Annotated in this window: 14 protein-coding genes; 5 read left to right on the forward strand and 9 right to left on the reverse strand. The window is 61.3% G+C overall.

The features are described from left to right. Nucleotides 1–173: 173 nt before the first annotated feature. A complete protein-coding gene (locus ABIE53_RS19560; RefSeq protein WP_029970200.1) occupies nucleotides 174–1,184 on the forward strand; it encodes a DUF2891 domain-containing protein in 1,011 nt (336 codons plus the stop codon). Between the two features lie 52 nt (nucleotides 1,185–1,236). Here the strand turns inward: ABIE53_RS19560 and ABIE53_RS19565 are convergent, their stop codons facing one another. Then, nucleotides 1,237–1,662, reverse strand: coding sequence for a PRC-barrel domain-containing protein (locus ABIE53_RS19565; protein WP_006049856.1), 426 nt, complete (start codon nucleotides 1,660–1,662; stop codon nucleotides 1,237–1,239). Between the two features lie 193 nt (nucleotides 1,663–1,855). Between ABIE53_RS19565 and ABIE53_RS19570 the strand changes: the two genes are divergently transcribed. Then, the gene (locus ABIE53_RS19570; protein WP_192699913.1) at nucleotides 1,856–4,222 is read left to right on the forward strand and encodes a DNA polymerase II; all 2,367 of its coding nucleotides are present in this window, start codon (nucleotides 1,856–1,858) and stop codon (nucleotides 4,220–4,222) included. Nucleotides 4,223–4,265: 43 nt separating this feature from the next. Here ABIE53_RS19570 and ABIE53_RS19575 read toward each other — a convergent pair whose 3' ends face one another. The 6 genes from ABIE53_RS19575 to ABIE53_RS19600 all read right to left on the reverse strand — a co-directional run bounded on the left by ABIE53_RS19575 (nucleotide 4,266) and on the right by ABIE53_RS19600 (nucleotide 10,543). Then, the gene (locus ABIE53_RS19575) at nucleotides 4,266–5,777 is read right to left on the reverse strand and encodes an alkaline phosphatase family protein (protein ID WP_192699813.1); all 1,512 of its coding nucleotides are present in this window, start codon (nucleotides 5,775–5,777) and stop codon (nucleotides 4,266–4,268) included. 190 nt (nucleotides 5,778–5,967) lie between these two features. Next, nucleotides 5,968–7,191, reverse strand: coding sequence for a porin (locus ABIE53_RS19580; RefSeq protein ID WP_192699812.1), 1,224 nt, complete (start codon nucleotides 7,189–7,191; stop codon nucleotides 5,968–5,970). A gap of 18 nt (nucleotides 7,192–7,209) precedes the next feature. Beyond that, the gene (locus ABIE53_RS19585; protein ID WP_192699811.1) at nucleotides 7,210–7,689 is read right to left on the reverse strand and encodes a hypothetical protein; all 480 of its coding nucleotides are present in this window, start codon (nucleotides 7,687–7,689) and stop codon (nucleotides 7,210–7,212) included. A gap of 201 nt (nucleotides 7,690–7,890) precedes the next feature. Beyond that, nucleotides 7,891–9,234 carry an MFS transporter gene (locus ABIE53_RS19590; protein WP_107709482.1) on the reverse strand — a complete coding sequence of 448 codons (1,344 nt, stop codon included), beginning with the start codon at nucleotides 9,232–9,234 and terminating at the stop codon, nucleotides 7,891–7,893. Between the two features lie 107 nt (nucleotides 9,235–9,341). Further along, the gene (locus ABIE53_RS19595; RefSeq protein ID WP_192699810.1) at nucleotides 9,342–9,701 is read right to left on the reverse strand and encodes a protocatechuate 3,4-dioxygenase; all 360 of its coding nucleotides are present in this window, start codon (nucleotides 9,699–9,701) and stop codon (nucleotides 9,342–9,344) included. Continuing rightward, nucleotides 9,698–10,543: a gallate dioxygenase gene (locus ABIE53_RS19600; RefSeq protein WP_192699809.1), complete on the reverse strand. Its 846-nt coding sequence runs from the start codon at nucleotides 10,541–10,543 to the stop codon at nucleotides 9,698–9,700. Before ABIE53_RS19600 ends, ABIE53_RS19595 begins: the two co-directional genes overlap by 4 nt. Before the next feature lie 399 nt (nucleotides 10,544–10,942). Between ABIE53_RS19600 and ABIE53_RS19605 the strand changes: the two genes are divergently transcribed. Together ABIE53_RS19605 and ABIE53_RS19610 are read left to right on the forward strand one after the other, a co-directional pair. Next, nucleotides 10,943–11,644, forward strand: coding sequence for a GntR family transcriptional regulator (locus tag ABIE53_RS19605; protein ID WP_053860123.1), 702 nt, complete (start codon nucleotides 10,943–10,945; stop codon nucleotides 11,642–11,644). Further along, a complete protein-coding gene (locus tag ABIE53_RS19610; RefSeq protein ID WP_192699808.1) occupies nucleotides 11,641–12,987 on the forward strand; it encodes a LysR family transcriptional regulator in 1,347 nt (448 codons plus the stop codon). The genes ABIE53_RS19605 and ABIE53_RS19610 overlap by 4 nt, the downstream gene beginning before the upstream one ends. Nucleotides 12,988–12,999: 12 nt before the next feature. On the opposite strand, the gene ABIE53_RS19615 is transcribed toward ABIE53_RS19610, so the two are convergent. Further along, a complete protein-coding gene (locus tag ABIE53_RS19615) occupies nucleotides 13,000–14,112 on the reverse strand; it encodes a 4-oxalomesaconate tautomerase (RefSeq protein ID WP_192699807.1) in 1,113 nt (370 codons plus the stop codon). A gap of 328 nt (nucleotides 14,113–14,440) precedes the next feature. Between ABIE53_RS19615 and ABIE53_RS19620 the strand changes: the two genes are divergently transcribed. Then, the gene (locus ABIE53_RS19620) at nucleotides 14,441–14,746 is read left to right on the forward strand and encodes a hypothetical protein (protein WP_192699806.1); all 306 of its coding nucleotides are present in this window, start codon (nucleotides 14,441–14,443) and stop codon (nucleotides 14,744–14,746) included. A gap of 227 nt (nucleotides 14,747–14,973) precedes the next feature. On the opposite strand, the gene ABIE53_RS19625 is transcribed toward ABIE53_RS19620, so the two are convergent. Next, nucleotides 14,974–15,999 (reverse strand): nitrilase-related carbon-nitrogen hydrolase, encoded by a 1,026-nt coding sequence (locus tag ABIE53_RS19625; RefSeq protein WP_192699805.1) that lies wholly within the window; start codon nucleotides 15,997–15,999, stop codon nucleotides 14,974–14,976. Between the last annotated feature and the right edge of the window lie 40 nt (nucleotides 16,000–16,039).

Genomic DNA, 16,039 nt, shown 5'->3' on the forward strand with positions numbered 1-16,039 from the left:
AGCTGCAATTGCGCGCCGTTCGCGGCCGCAAACGCTAACATCGCGGCATTCCCGCTACTGCGACTAGAATATCCAGCATGCATCCGGCAGAGAACCACGCTCGCCGCTTTGCTATTGTCGGCCGCGAATACGATACTAATGGCCTGTTCTTATTCCGCCTCGAGGAACCGCCGATGACCGCCCTGCTCACTCGCGAATCCGCGTCGAAATTCGCCAATCTCGCGCTCGCTCATCTAACACGCGAATACCCGAACAAACTCACGCATTCGCTGGCCGGTCCGCAAGACGTGCAGAGCCCCCGTGCATTGCACCCGATTTTTTACGGCAGCTACGACTGGCATTCGTGCGTGCATGGCTACTGGCTGGTTCTTCATCTTATCGAGCGCTTCCCGGACTTGCCGGAAGCAGAACGTATCGTCGCCGTGGTGGACGAGCATTTGACGGCGGCGAACGTAGCCGGGGAACGCGCTTATCTCGAGTTGCCGCATAACCTGGGCTTCGAGCGGCCTTATGGCTGGGCATGGTTGCTCGCGCTCAGCGCGCAATTGCATTCGTCGAAGCTCTCGCATGCCGCGCGCTGGTCGAAGACTTTCGCGCCGCTTACCGAGATCTTCGTCGAACGTTTCGAGACGTTTCTGCCGAAAGCCACTTATCCGCTGCGCGTCGGCACGCATTTCAACATGGCATTCGCGCTTGCGCTCACGCTGGATTTCGCGCGGCAAACTTCGCGCGGCTCGCTGGAGGCGTTGATTGTCAGCACCGCGGAGCGCTGGTTTTTGCACGACGTAGCGTGCCAGGCATGGGAGCCCGCCGGCGACGAATTCCTCTCGCCCTCGCTGATGGAAGCGGAATTGATGCGGCGTGTGTTGCCGTCCGCGCAATTCGTCGACTGGTTTGGGCGCTTTCTGCCCGACCTCGGCGCAAAAAAGCCGGCTACGTTATTCGAACCCGTTACGGTAACGGACCGCACCGACGGCAAGATCGCGCATCTCGACGGTCTCAATCTGAGCCGCGCCTGGTGCCAGCGCTCGCTGGCTCGCGCACTGCCGGCAGGCGACATACGACGCACGGCATTGCTCGATGCAGCCGAGCGTCACTTGCAAAGTGCGCTGCCTCATGTGGCCGGAGACTACATGGGCGAGCATTGGCTCGGGACGTTCGCCACGCTCGCCCTGGAGGCGTAAAGCAGTTGCGGGCCGGCCCTTCTAATCGGCCTGCCCGCACGCCGCTTTTACATCACTGCGTCGACAGCTTCTTCGGCTTCGGCGGCGCCTGCACCTTGCTGTACTGAAACTCGGGCGTCGCCTTCAACGCTGCCTTCGTCGCGCCCGGCAGATAGAAGTTGCCCGAGCGAACGTCGAGTGCCGCAATAGGCACCGCTACATCATGCGACGCAACGCCGAGAAAGCCGCCCGCGGCGACAATCGCTGCGGAAAGAGAACCATCCGGCGCCACCACCAGATCGCGGATCGAACCGATCTTCTCATTCTGATCGTTGTACACGGCCTTGCCGAGAATGCTCTTCTTCACGCTCCAGCCGCTCAGCAGCGCATTCGATTGTTCGATAGTCACGCCGAGCGGTTGCGTGCCGGCAACTTGCGCCTGCGCGCCGAAACTCGCTGCGGCAACCGCAGCGGCTACCAGAAGTTTGCCCAAAGTCATTTCATTTACTCCGTTTTTTTAGAAGACTGACCGGCGCAGGATCGCGCCGAGAGAAGCGCTGCCAACTCATCATACCGGCTACGTCGCGTGGCTGCAGACACGGTGCCATTGGCATCACGCGCTGCGGCTTGCGCGCGACGGTAGAATTGCATCAGGCGACAACACGCCTTTCGCAAGATCCAGGGTGGTGAGTTTGACAAAGCTCGAGCAGGGTTTCATTTTGACGCGGCATTGGCGGGACACGCCCGCCGGCACCGAAGTCGATTTCTGGCTGGCAACCGACGGCGGGCCCCGTCACGTGCGTTTGCGCCATCAAACGTCCGTGGCATTCGTGCCTGCGGAACAGCGCGAGCGCGTCGAATCCATCTTGCGCCGCGAGGCGCCTCTCGATCTGCGTCCGCTGGAACTGCGCGACTTCCATCACCGGCCGGTAATGGGACTTTACTGCCCGCAATATCGTCAGTTGACCGGCCAGGAAAGACGCTTGAAGCAAGGCGGCGTGGATGTCTATGAAGCCGACATCTTTCCGCCCGAGCGCTACATGATGGAGCGTTTCATCACTGCGCCAGTGTGGTTCGGCGGCGAACCGCAAAGCGACGGCACGCTTATCAATGGCGAATTGAAACCGGCTGCGGACTATCGTCCTTCATTGAAACTCGTGTCGCTCGATATTGAAACGAGTGTGCATGCCGAACTCTATTCGATTGCATTGGAAGGCTGCGGTCAGCGCCAGGTGTACATGCTCGGGCCGCCGAATGGCGATGCGAGCCAACTCGACTTCGACCTTGAATACTGCGAAACGCGCGCCCAGTTGCTTGAAAAGCTCAACACATGGATAGAGCGGCATGATCCCGATGCGATCATCGGATGGAATCTCGTGCAATTCGATTTGCGTGTGCTGCAGCAGCATGCCGAGCAATACCGCGTGCCTTTGAAACTCGGCCGCGGCGGCGCCGTGATGGAGTGGCGCGAACACGGCCTGAAGCAGAACCACTACTTTGCGGGCGCTGCGGGGCGCCTGATTATCGACGGCATCGAGGCGCTGCGTTCGGCCACCTGGAGCTTTCCCTCGTTCAGCCTCGAGCATGTGTCGCAAGCGGTGCTGGGCGAAGGCAAATCCATCGACAATCCGTATCAGCGCATGGACGAAATCCAGCGCCGCTTCGACGAGGACAAGCCCGCGCTCGCCCGGTATAACCTGAAGGATTGCGAGCTCGTCACGCGCATCTTCGCGAAGACGGAACTGCTGCCGTTTCTGCTGGAGCGCGCCACCGTGACCGGGCTGCCCGCGGATCGCAGCGGCGGCTCCGTCGCTGCGTTCACGCATTTGTATATGCCGCGAATGCATCGGCAAGGCTACGTCGCGCCCAATATCGGCGACGTGGCCGGCGCCGCGAGTCCCGGCGGTTTCGTGATGGACTCGCGCCCGGGCTTATACGATTCGGTGCTGGTGCTCGATTACAAAAGCCTGTATCCGTCGATCATTCGCACTTTTCTGATCGACCCTGTCGGGCTCGTGGAAGGCATGCTGAATCCCGGCGACGATCAGTCCGTACCCGGCTTTCTCGGCGCGCGTTTTTCACGCACGCGTCATTGTCTGCCGTCGATTGTCAGTCAGGTATGGCAAGGTCGCGAAACCGCGAAACGCGAGCACAACAAGCCGCTTTCGCAGGCGCTGAAGATCATCATGAATGCGTTTTACGGCGTGCTCGGCTCGACCGGCTGCCGCTTTTTCGATCCGCGTCTTGCGTCGTCGATAACGATGCGCGGCCACGAAATCATGCACCGCACGCGCGAACTGATTCAGGCCGAAGGTTATGAAGTCATTTACGGCGACACGGATTCGACCTTCGTCTGGCTGCGGCACGCGCACAACGAAGAAGAAGCGGGCCGCATCGGACGCGCGCTCGTCGAGCATATCAACGCGTGGTGGCGGCAGGATTTACAACAGCGCTTCGGACTCGACAGCGCACTCGAATTGCAATTCGAGCGGCATTATCGGCGCTTCTTCATGCCGACCATTCGCGGCGCGGAAGAAGGCAGCAAGAAACGTTATGCCGGTCTCACCGTATCGGCGGATGGCAGCGAAGAGATCGTCTATAAAGGACTCGAAACGGTTCGCACCGACTGGACTCCGCTCGCGCAGCAGTTTCAGCAGGAACTCTATAGACGCATCTTCACGCAGCAGCCGTATCAGGATTACGTGCGCGACTATGTGCGCGATACGCTCGCCGGCAAGCTGGACGATCAGCTCGTCTATCGCAAGCGTCTGCGCAGACCGCTCGGCGACTACGAACGCAACGTGCCGCCGCACGTGCGCGCCGCGCGCGTGGCCGACGAATTCAATCGCCGGCAAGGGCGTCCGCTGCAATATCAGAACGGCGGCTGGATCAGCTATGTGATGACGATTGCCGGCCCCGAGCCGCTCGAAACGCTGCGTTCCGCGATCGACTACGAACACTATCTCACGCGTCAATTGCAACCCGTTGCGGATGCAATCTTGCCGCTGTTGCGCGACGACTTTACACGGCTCACGTCCGGTCAAAAGCAGTTGTTCTGACGCCGCGCGACTCAGGGCTAACAGATCTTCTCAATCGCAACCATTATCTCGGCGCAGGGAAGCCGAGCGCGTCGGCCTTCGTGCGCAACTCGGCGAAACGGCCGCCTGGCGCACTCATGGCCGTATTCGGCACGAGCTGGCTCTTGTCCAGTTGCGCAATGCCGCTCGCGCCCGCGCCCGCCGTCGACAAATTCGAGCATGCCGAGCCGAACGTGCCTTGTGCCACCGCGATGGCCGGCGCGTCGGTGCGCGCGGGATCGGTAAAGTCGAGCGCGTAGGCCATATTGAATGTCGCCGAATCGCTTGCGCGCACACCGAGTGGATCGAGACCGAAACGCCATGCGAGCAACTGGTGAATCGAACTCGGATCGAACGGATAGCGCGACACATAATTGGCGCGCACACGCGGCCCGAATAGCATGCAGGGCACGCGAAAGCCGAGCCTTCCGTCGTTGCCGAGCGAAGCCTCCGCACTCGACACCGGCTTCACGGGCGGCGCCACATGCTCCATGAAACCGCCCCACTCGTCGTACACGAGGATCATCAGCGTTCTGCTCCAGTTCGGGCTCGTGCGTAACGCGTCGTAGATCTGGCCGAGCAGCACCTGGCCGTTGCGCACGTCGGCATGCGGATGATCGTCGTTCGACGTACCCTGCGCTTCACCGCCAAAGCTCGGATCGACCATGCAGAACGAGGGCAAAGTACCTGCGGCTGCGTCGGAGAGAAAGTCGGAGAAGAGCTTTGAGCGGCCGACGTACCGCGTTCCGTAAAGCGCGGTGAACGGCACGTCGTGGAAGTAGTACGTCGACGAAATGTTCTTTGCGTCGAGACGGTCCCAGATGGTCGGCAACGACGAGGTGTCGAGCGTGTCGGACAAGCGGTCCGTTTGTCCGCTATGCAGATACACGCGGTTTGGATAAGTGTCCGCGAGAATGCCGCTCATGTAGTAGTCGCACACGGTGTACTGCGTGACTGCGCCGCGATAGAAGTCGAGATCCGCGGACTGGAAATAGCCGATGGGAAGCAGGTCGCCGCGCGTGAGGCTTGTACCGGCCGTGAGCAGGAAGCCGTTCATTGCGCCATTGGCAAGATGAACGCGTCCAGCATCGTATGAATGATTCGGGTCCGCGAACGAGCACGCCTGGAAGCCATACGCGGGGTTCGTGGCAAGCGCGAACGGCGTGTGTGTTTCGCCGAACACGTCCTTGAAGTTCCGACCGGTCTGCGCGGTTTCCGCATTCGGGACCCAGCCCAGCAGATGATCGAATGAACGGTTTTCCATCGTCACCAGCACGACATGGTCGATGCCCGAGGTAGCGGGATCGGGTAGCGCGGGACGCGGGAGATTCGCACGGGCGGGCGGAATCGTGCCGACGGGCTGCGATCCGCCTGAGCCGGAGCCGCCATTGCTGTCGCCTCCACCGCCTCCTCCACAAGCCGACAATGCGATGGACCCTGCAAGCGCCGCGAGCACCTTGCGACGGCTCGGATCGGCGGGATCAGCCGGGGCGGCCAGGGTGGCCGGAGTGGCGAGTGTCGTGGGCTTGCTCGTCATGATCGTCTCCCTTATTAACTGCTTGCTGTTTTCGCGGAAGAATTCGCGACGCGGCTCCTGAAATACCGCGAGGCGATTTCGTGCAACAAGAGAGCAATTACTGTTCCGCGACAACAAAAAAGCCGGGCTGACGCATGGAGTTCATGCATGCAGCCCGGCTTTTCAAAGGACCGCAAACTCAATCCATTCGTCAGAAGCGGTGAATGATGCCCCCGCCGAAAGCGAACTGATTGCCGGTCGTCGACGGCGCGGTGTTGTAGCCGTCGCCGAGCGTCGCCGTGGCGTCGATGATTTGCCCCGCGGCATTCGTGCCGAGCGTCTTCCCCTTCGCGTGCTGATACGCTTCCAGCGCGTAAAGACCGGTGCGTTTTGAAAGCGAGTAGTACTGTGACAGGTTGAACTGGTGATACTGCGCGCTGTCTTCAATACCGTTCGCGCGTGTCGCGCGCGTGTAGCTGTAGCCCGCGCCGAAATCCCACGCGACCATCGGCTTCCAGTGCAACACGAGACCGCCTGTATTGAAGATTGCCGTGTCGTGGAATTTCGATCCTGTGCTAGGAATGTACTGCACGTTCGTATAGGTCGCCGTGACGTCCCACGCGCTGTTAAACGTATAACCGCCGCCCACTGCGAAACGCTGCTGCGCCTGCGCGGTCTGATAGCCGTTCGTCACCGCGGATACGCCGATCTGCGAGCCGCCGTTCGTGGTCGTGGAATCCGCGCCCCATGTGCCGCCGCCGAGCGTCGAGTTGTTGATCCGCGAGAAGCCGACCGCGAGGCCGATCGGACCCAACGCATATTGCGCCGCAGTCGACCACGTCGAGCCGCGGTTCGTGCTGCCGGCCACGCCGCCGAGCGAATACGAACCGCTCACAGTCAGACCGTATAGTTTCGGCGACGTATATTCGAGCGTGTTATTCGCGCGGTAAATCGTATCGAGACCGTCGACGTCGCCAGGATGCGCGCCATAGTAGCCGGTGAGCCAGGTCGTCGGACTATACGGCGACAGCATCTGGTAGTACGACGCATATTGGCGACCCGCCGTGAAAGTACCGTACGCGGGATTGGTAACGCCGACCCAGGCCTGGCGGCCGAACATCGCATTGCTGTATTGCTGCGCGCCCGTCCCCGAGTTAAAGCCTGATTCAAGCTGGAAAATAGCCTTCGTGCCGCCGCCGAGATCTTCCCCGCCTTTAAGGCCAAAGCGACTGCCGGCCCATACACCCGGCGTGAACTTGACAGCGGATTTCCCGCCGCTCGTCGAGCCCAGCGTGGATGTCTGATTGCTGGTGTAAGAAAGGCCGTTATCGACAATACCGTACAACGTCACGCTGCTTTGCGCGAAGGCCGGCACTGAGGCCGCCAGTGCCGCGCCGAATAGCGCGACGTCAATTCCCCTGAGACTTCTTTTCATTCTCCAGATCTCCAATTGCTACGTCTTTGTTGAAATACTTTTTTGCGCTTTTCTTTCGAACCGGCGCTTCACCGTCAATGCAAGCGGCACGGTGAAGAAGATGTGAGACATAAAGCCGCCGATAATCACCGCGGGGTCGTAGTAGTTCGGGTGATTATCTGAAGCGATCATGATGGCCACGTGCATGACGATCCACGCGAGCACCGCATAGAAGAGTGCGACGAGCGTCGCTTCAATGCCGCGTCGGCGAAAGTATGGCCAGACGGCGGAGAACAGCACGCCCCATGCAATCGCGAACACGAAATGAATACCCGTGCCCACTACGTAGGCCCATATACCGATCGACTCCTGCACGCCCTTGCCGAATACGAGACCCGTTGCGTTGCGCGGAATGCCGGCGAGCGGCATCAGATGCTGCGCGCCGACCCAGATCAACGCCTCGTAAATCCAGATGATCACCGCGCCGAGCAATCCGCCCGCCACGCCCGCGCGAATCATTGCCTGACGATTGGGCCACGTCCACCGGGACGAAAGTTCTGTTCTTTTAAACTCGCTCGCGCTTGCACTCAAATTGCCGTCCATGTCTGCTCCCGGATAAACGCGCTGTAGATGTAGTAAGCGCGCTGTGTTCGCGTTCGATACAAGAACGGAGGCGCAAGCTGAACGCCGCAAGTTCTCGCCACTCACTGCAAAACAGATCTATGCGTCGGCAACCGGACTCGTAATGAAACGCAAGGCAAGCCGGTTCATCCCGATTGCCACGGCCGCGATAATGGCGGGAACCGCAAGCACCGAAAACACGACCTGGAAGCTGAATCCGAGCGACAGCAACGCGCCGCCCACGAGCGAACCGAGAATGCCGCCGAGCCGCCCAAAGCCGAGCATCCAGCTCACCCCTGTTGCGCGAGCGCGGGTCGGATAGCAACTCGGCGCGAGTGCGTTGAGCCCCGTCTGCGCGCCGCTCATGAAGAAGCCCGCACACGTGACGAGAACCGGCAACAGGCTCGACTTCAGCGTGCCCATGCCGAGCGCGAAGATGAACACGCCGCCAAGCAGATACGCGGCGCCAATCACGCCGTTGCGATCCAGACGGTCCATCGCGAAGCCCACCGCGACGGCGCCAATCGTGCCGCCCAACTGGAACATGCCGGTGATCGCAGCCGCGCGCTCGACGGGCAAGCCGGCGTCCTTGATCAGCGTCGGCAGCCAGCCGGTCAACAGATAAATGATGAGAAGGCCCATGAAATACGTGAGCCACAGCATCAGCGTGCTGAGCGCGTAACCATCGGCGAATAACATGCGCACCGGCGCCTTTGCCGCAACCACGGGTTCGGGCGACGTGAAACGCACGTCCTTGTCGAACAGGTGGCCGCAGACGCGTCCGAGCGTCGCCGCGATACGTTCGTTCGGCATCTTGCGCACCAGCATCAGGCGAGCGGACTCGGGCAAGAGCCACAACAAAAGCGGCACGCTCACGATCGGCAGGATGCCGCCGAACATGAACACCGAGCGCCAGCCGTAGTGCGGAATCAGCGAGGCCGCGACGAAGCCGCCCGCTCCCGAGCCGAAATTGAAGCCCGTAAACATGATGGTGAGCAGCAGCGAACGGCTGCGCGACGGCACGTATTCGGAAAGCAGCGTCGTCGAATTCGGCATGGCCGCGCCGAGTCCGAGGCCAGTGAGGAAACGCAGTACGACAAGTTGTACAGGCGTTTCGGCGAACGCGCAGATCAGGCTGAAAAAGCCGAAGCAGAATACCGAAGCGATCAATACCTTCTTGCGTCCGATGCGATCGGCAATCGGACCCGCGGCCAATGCGCCGACCGCGAGGCCGACCATCGCAGCGCTCATCACCGGACCAAACGCGGTACGGCTCACGCTCCAGTCATGCATGATGACGGGCGCGACGAAACCCATCACGGCCGTATCGAGGCCGTCCATCATGACGATCACAAAGCACAGAACGAGGACGAGCCATTGATAGGGCGACACCTTGCGCGCGTCGATAAACGCCTTGATGTCGACTGATTCTGCAGATTTCATGCTTGTCTCCGAAGAAAATAGTTTCCCGTCCCGGCTTTCGATGGAAGCCGGGTTTTGTTCTGGTATCCGAATTAAATGCGCCGGCAGGCGGCACGGTGTCCGGCGTTCTACACGGCTTCCGGCACCTTGCGCGTCTTCAGAAACGCTTCGAGCGTTTCGCCTCGCATGCTTGCGTACATGCCCAGATTGGTGATCTTCACGACGCGCGCGAATTTCTCCAGCACGAAGAAACACACGCCATAGCGAATCAGGCCGATCCAGTCGGCGTTATCGACGAGCGTGCGCTCCTCTAGTGTCAGACCTGCCGCGTCATAAGCCGCTTCGCGGTTCTCGAGCCACAGCGTGCGCGCCGCGGCTTCGCGCATTTGCCAGAAGAAGCGGTTCAGCCGCATGGCCTTCATGCTCTGGCGAATGTCGAACGGATAGGTGCCCGTCAGTTCTTCGACGCCGATCAATTGCGGATTCATTGCGCCACCTCGTCTTCGTAAATCGTGACGGCCATTGCCGTGCTGGTCGCCAGGTAATAGTTGCGATGTAGCTCGCGCACCGTTGGCCCGAGCGCGCCGCGCATCGCGAGCCACATGATCGTTTCGACGCTTTCCGCGCCGCCCAGGCGCACATAGTCGACATGCTTCATCGCGGCCAGACGCTCTGGTTCGTGAACGATCAGGTCCAGAAACTCCATGTCCCATTCGGTGTTGTTAAAGCCGCTGCGCTCGCCGTGCACCTGATGCGAGAGACCGCCCGTGCCGACCACCACGACATCAAGGTTCGCTTCATACGATTCGATCGCGCGGCGCAGTGCCTGTCCGAGCCGATAGCAGCGGTTCGCGGTCGGCAGCGGATACTGCAGCACGTTGACCTCGATCGGCACGAGCGCAAGCGGCCAGCCGCCCGCATGCGGCAACATCAGCGAGAGTGGCGAATTGCAGCCATGATCGAGCGGACGATCCTGGAAGATCGTGAGATCGAACTCGTCGTTGACCAGTTGCTCGGCAATGTGAATCGCGAGGTCGGGGTGGCCCGCTATATCCGGAAGCGGACGTTTTCCCGCGCCCTCGTCCGCGAATTCATGAGTGGCCGATACGCCCAGTGCGAAGGTCGGATAGCAGTCGAAGAAAAAGCTGTTCGCGTGGTCGTTGTAGAACATCACCATCGCGTCCGGCTTGCGCTCTGCGAGCCAGCTCGCCACAGGTTCATAGCCCTTGAAAAGCGGCGCCCATGCCGGATCGTTCTGCTTGCCCTTGTCGTACGCCATGCCGATAGTCGGCACATGCGAAGTGCCGATGCCGCCAATGATCCTTGCCATTTCGTTTGTCTTCCGTTACTTCGTGCTGCGCTATTGCTGGGTGCGAATCGTATAGGTTGCCGGGAATGCGAAAGAAGCGTTGGCAACCGCCTTGGGATACGAAGATAGGAATTGTGCGGGTTTTCGGGAAGTACGGGTTAACGCGCGAAATGAGCAGAATCGTCGCTACCAGTGCAGTGCGAGAGCCCTTCCGTCTTCATGCAATGACCCGCGAGCCGCATGATGCCGGGCCGTTTTGGTATCCCGAACGGATCTAAGCTGACTTCGCAACCGTATTTCTGGAACAGCCGCGAATAAACAAAACAGATGGCCATAAAACCAACTCGCAAGACGCTTTCGAAGCGTGGTGCAACCCGGCTCGCGTGGCTATACTGGACGACGTCCAACGAGTAGACGACGATGAACGAAACCACTCAGCAGGCCATTGTTCAGACCTTACGCGAGAAAATCCTGGCAGGCGAACTGTCGCCCGGACAACGGCTCGTCGAAGCGCAACTCGCGCAATGGCTCGGCGTGTCGCGAACGCCGCTGCGTTATGCGCTGAGCGTCTTGTCATCCGAAGGACTGCTCGATCGCTCCGGCGCCCGCGGTTATGTGGTGCGCCGTTTCAGCGTGCGCGACGTGTTGAACGCGATCGACGTGCGCGGCGTGCTCGAGGGTCTCGCCGCGCGTTCGGTTGCCGAGGGCGGCGTGGGCGCGGCGCTCGCCGCCGCACTCGACGACTGCCTGCGCGAGGGCGACGAGATTTTCCGCAACGGCCAGCTAAAACCCGGCGACGACGTGCGTTATGCCGACATGAACGGGCGCTTTCACTCGCTCATCATCGAAGCCGCGCAAAACGCAGCGGTGAGCGCCGCGCTGAGCCTGAACGACAAGATTCCGTTCGTCTCGCCGTTCACCATCGCATTCGACGAAGCCGCGCGCGAGCGCCAGTTCATGATGCTGATGTACGCGCACCGCCAGCATCATGCGATCGCGGACGCGTTGAAGAAAGGCGAAGGCGCGCGCGTGGAGGCGTTGATGAAGGAACATACGCACATCTCCAAGGAAAGCCTCAATCTGTCGCTGCCGGCTTTGCATCTGATTGCGGGCGCGGCATGACGCAGAATGCAGCGCCTCGTCGCGTGAGGAACCAGGGCACCGCGCAAGGAACCACGCCTACGTCCGCAAGCGCCGCCACGCGCACTACGCCCGCAAATACCAAAGACCTGCTCAACCTCGCGCAACTACGCGCGTTTCGCCTCGTCGCCGATAGGGGCAGCGCGACGCGCGCGGCGGCTGCGCTGTTTCGCGCGCAATCGGCTGTTACTCGATCGGTACAGGAACTCGAATCGGCGCTCGGCGAACCGCTCTTCGATCGTGGTCCTTCGGGCATGTTGCCCACGCCGGTTGGGCGCGCGGTCCTGCTTCGCTGCGAGCGGATTTTTGCGGAGCTCGAAGAACTCGCGCAATGGTGCGCCGCGCGCCAGACGCGTCGCCGGCCCGCTGCTGAGGGCGCGTTGCCCGCGTATTTGCTGAACACGCGGCGGCTGCAAATCTTCGTCGCGCTTGCACGGCATCGTCACATGCCGAGCGCCGCGAAGACCTTCGGCATCAGCCAGCCTGCCGTGAGTACCGCGATCCGCGTACTGGAAAGCGGCTCGAGTTTGAGCCTCTTTCATAGAAGCCCGCGCGGTATTCTGCTCACGACGGAAGGCGAAACTTTTCTGCTGCACGTGCGCCGCGCATTGAACGAACTGCGCCACGTACCCGACGATATTGCCGCATTGCGCGGCAATATCCAGGGCGCGGTGACCGTCGGCGCATTGCCGCTCGGACGCACGCTGATCCTGCCGAAAGCCATCGCGAAGATGAGCGCGGAAAATCCAGGCGTGCGCGTCGTCACCGACGAAAGCGCCTATGAAGCGTTAGTGGCGGGTCTGCGAGCGGGCGACATCGACTTCATTCTCGGCGCACTGCGCGAAAACGATGCGACCAGTGGCCTGAGAAACGAGCGCCTGATGTCGGAAGACATGGTGCTTCTCGTGCGCCGCGATCACCCGCTCACGCGCGCGCATGAGCCGCGTATCGCCGATCTGCGCGACGTGCAATGGATTCTGCCGCGCAGCCACGCGCCGGCTCGCGCGCTATTCGAAGCGCAATTCAAGCGGATGAAAATCAGGCCGCCGCTGCCTACCGTCGAAACCGCCGACCTCGCGGTGATTCGCGGCCTGCTGCTGGGCACCGACATGGTTGCGGCGCTGTCGGCGCAGCAGTTGCACTACGAAGTGCAAACGGGCCAGCTCGCGGTGCTCGACGTGCCGCTTCACAATACGCGCCGCGACATAGGGCTGACGCTGCGCGCGGCGGGTACGCCGTCGCCGGCGGCTCGCGCGCTGATCGACGCGATTCGTCTGTCGGTCGTGGACGTTACGCGTACCGTCAGCACCGCCACGACGAACTAGCGGCCGTTCAGTTTATAAAGAACCTCTTTGTTCCCACACCGAAGCAGGAATGCCGACCACGCCGTCGAACAACCAGCGCGCGGTACGCAGCAACGCCGCGCTCAACACCACGGGACGATCACGCTCGCCGCCGAGTGTGAGTTCGACAGTGAACTCGCCAGTCGGATGCTCGACGGACACCTGCTTGCGCGCGCCTTCCGCATCGACGTTTGCAAGGCCGTCGCAGACAGTTCCCGGCAACACAGCAGCGGTTGCCACGCTGACCGCGCCGAGCACGCCAATCGACGCATGGCAGCGGTGCGGAATAAAGCTGCGCGTGGAGATGGTGCCGCCATCGCGCGGTTCGGCGACGAGACACATCTTCGGCACAGTGCGCGTGCTCACGTCGCCGAGGTTCATCATCGGGCCTACGGCCAGGCGGATTTTTTCGATGCGCGCCTTCAGTTCCTCGTCGGCATCCAGTTCCTCGCGCGTTTCGTAACCGCTGCGTTGCAGGTCGCGCGCGCGCATCAGCACAAGCGGCATGCCGTTGTCGATGCACGTCACCTCCACGCCTTCAACGGTGTCCTTCAATTGACCCGTCGGCAAAAGCGCGCCGCATGTCGAACCGGCCGTGTCCCTGAATTCGAGTGGAATCGGCGCGGCGCCGCCAGGCACGCCGTCGATGCGCGCGTCGCCTTCATACGTCACGCGAAAATCCGGCGTGCTGACTGTGGCCACTGCAATCTGACCGGTGTTCACCATGTGAATGGCCACACGCGTGCTGCCTTCTTCCGCTTTGACGAGTCCGCGCTCGATCGCATACGGCCCGACGCCCGCGAGAATGTTGCCGCAATTCTGACCGAAATCGACGCGCGCTTCGTTGACGACAACTTGTGCGAACAGATAGTCGACGTCGGCGTCCTCGCGCGACGAGCGGGAAATGATCGCGACCTTGCTCGTCAGCGGATCGGCGCCGCCGATACCGTCGATCTGCCGCGGGTCGGGCGAACCCATTACGGCGAGCAGAACACGGTCGCGCTCGGTCGGATCGGCGGGCAGATCGGACGCCATGAAAAACGCGCCCTTCGACGTGCCGCCGCGAATCAACATGCAGGGAATGCGGGTCTGTGTGCGACCGGACATCGCGGGTCTCCAACGCTAATGTGGCTGTCATTGTAGATTTGGCACGCGTCGATCAAGCGCCTAAAGCGGCCCATAAAGCCATCTAATCTGCTTATCGGTAACGTTGGCATCACGCGTTTTTGCAGATCACAAAGCGCGTGTAAACGCGCTTTGTCTACGTAGCTGCAATGCGTTGGTGCAGCGCACTTGAAAGCCATGCTTTCTACAGACGAAAACCCTCACCCCGCCCATGCCCGCGATTGCCCTTAAAAACGCCTTCTATTCGACCAATTGAAGTTCGCTCGCCCGGCGCACACTGTTTTCGTGCCAATCGCGCCAGGAGCCTCAGATGCCTTCCCGCCATCGCCCGAATCGTCCGGACCGCCCGGATCGCCCGTTCGACGAAAATCTGCCCGAGTTGACGGCAACCGAAGCGAGCTCCGCGTCCGCTGGCGACACGGGCACCATGCACGACCTGCACCTCGCTTCGCAAAATGTGTTGCGCCTCGCGACGCAGACGTACAATGCAGCGGCGCGGGGAGATGAAAGAGCGGCGCACGCAGCGCGTGCTTCGCTGGAAAAGCAGCTTGGAGTGGCCACGCATTTGATCGACGAGATTCTTTCCGCCGGCGACGACCAACCCACGATGCACTGACCGGCTGGCAACACAGTACAGCCAACGATAACGACAGCACTTCTATAACGTTCGAGACACGAAATGAGCGCTTTGACGGTAATTCTCTGCATTTGGGCGATGGTTGCGGTGTGCGCGGTGCTGTTCATCCGAGGCGCGACGGCGCGAATCGAGCGCCCCACGAAATCGACGCAAAGCCGTCCGGCGCGCTTTTCAATCGCGGAATAGGTGTTCTGGCGCGGGTCGCATCAACCAATGACGCGATTGCGTCGGACCTGCGCAAACGACACTGCAACCGCGCCTTTCGCCGACACGCGTTGCGCGTCGAAGTCCGTGGCGTTTAACGCAGAGCGGCTCAATGCGCCGTAAAGATTCGATCGGCGGGCGCCGAGCCATTCGCGCCCAGGGCTAACCCCTATCAGCCTCGTGTCGAGTTCGGCATAGACGAGGCCGCCTGTCGTTTCGCCGCTCGACATGTCCGCCAATATGCGGCCGAACGGATCGACGATCATCGCTGCGCCGGCCCGTTTCGGCTGCCCGGCGATATCGGCGCCATCGCTGAACACGACAAACATTCCGTTATCGACGGCTCGCGCAGGCAGCCAGCGGCATAGCCATTTTTCGGCACTGCATGCGGCTTCGCAACGCGCCGCATTCGCGCTCGACGCGGAGTGAAGCGCCTGCTCCATCGACATCGGCTGAATCCACTCGCTCCCCTCCCCGCTCACACCATACGTTCGATGCGGCGCGATCAGCAGCGTCGCGCCCATCAGCGCCGCCATGCGCACGTTCTCGACCACATAGTTATCGGCGCCGATCAGGATACCGATGCGAATGCCCGCTGACACATCGAACACGGTGAAGCGATCGCCGCTGCCAATTCGCGGATGCTCGAACGCATGCAGCTTTCTGTGGCAATAGCGCACGCCGCCCGGCAGACACACCAGATAGCTGTTGAACAACTGCCCATCCGTCGCGCGCTCGATAAGTCCCACACCAGCCGCGACGCCAGTGCGCTCGACGGCATCCATGACCGCGCGCACGGAAGGACCATCCAGTGGTTCAGCAAGCGCATTCAGTTCGGCACGGTTCAGCTTCGCCATGCTCGCGTATCCGCTGATACAAGCCTCGGGAAAGACCACGAGGTCGATGTTGCGCGACGCGGCAAGCGTCAACCAGTCCGCGATACGTGCGACATTTTGCGCGGCTTGCCCGCGGCACGACACCAGCGGCACCGATGCAACACGAAACGACGAAGCGAACGAAGACAGCATTTTCACGGCCCGGTGAAGTAAGAACAGCCCCATTGGACCG

It is taken from the genome of Paraburkholderia sp. OAS925, assembly GCF_040543975.1.
Lineage (GTDB): Bacteria > Pseudomonadota > Gammaproteobacteria > Burkholderiales > Burkholderiaceae > Paraburkholderia > Paraburkholderia graminis.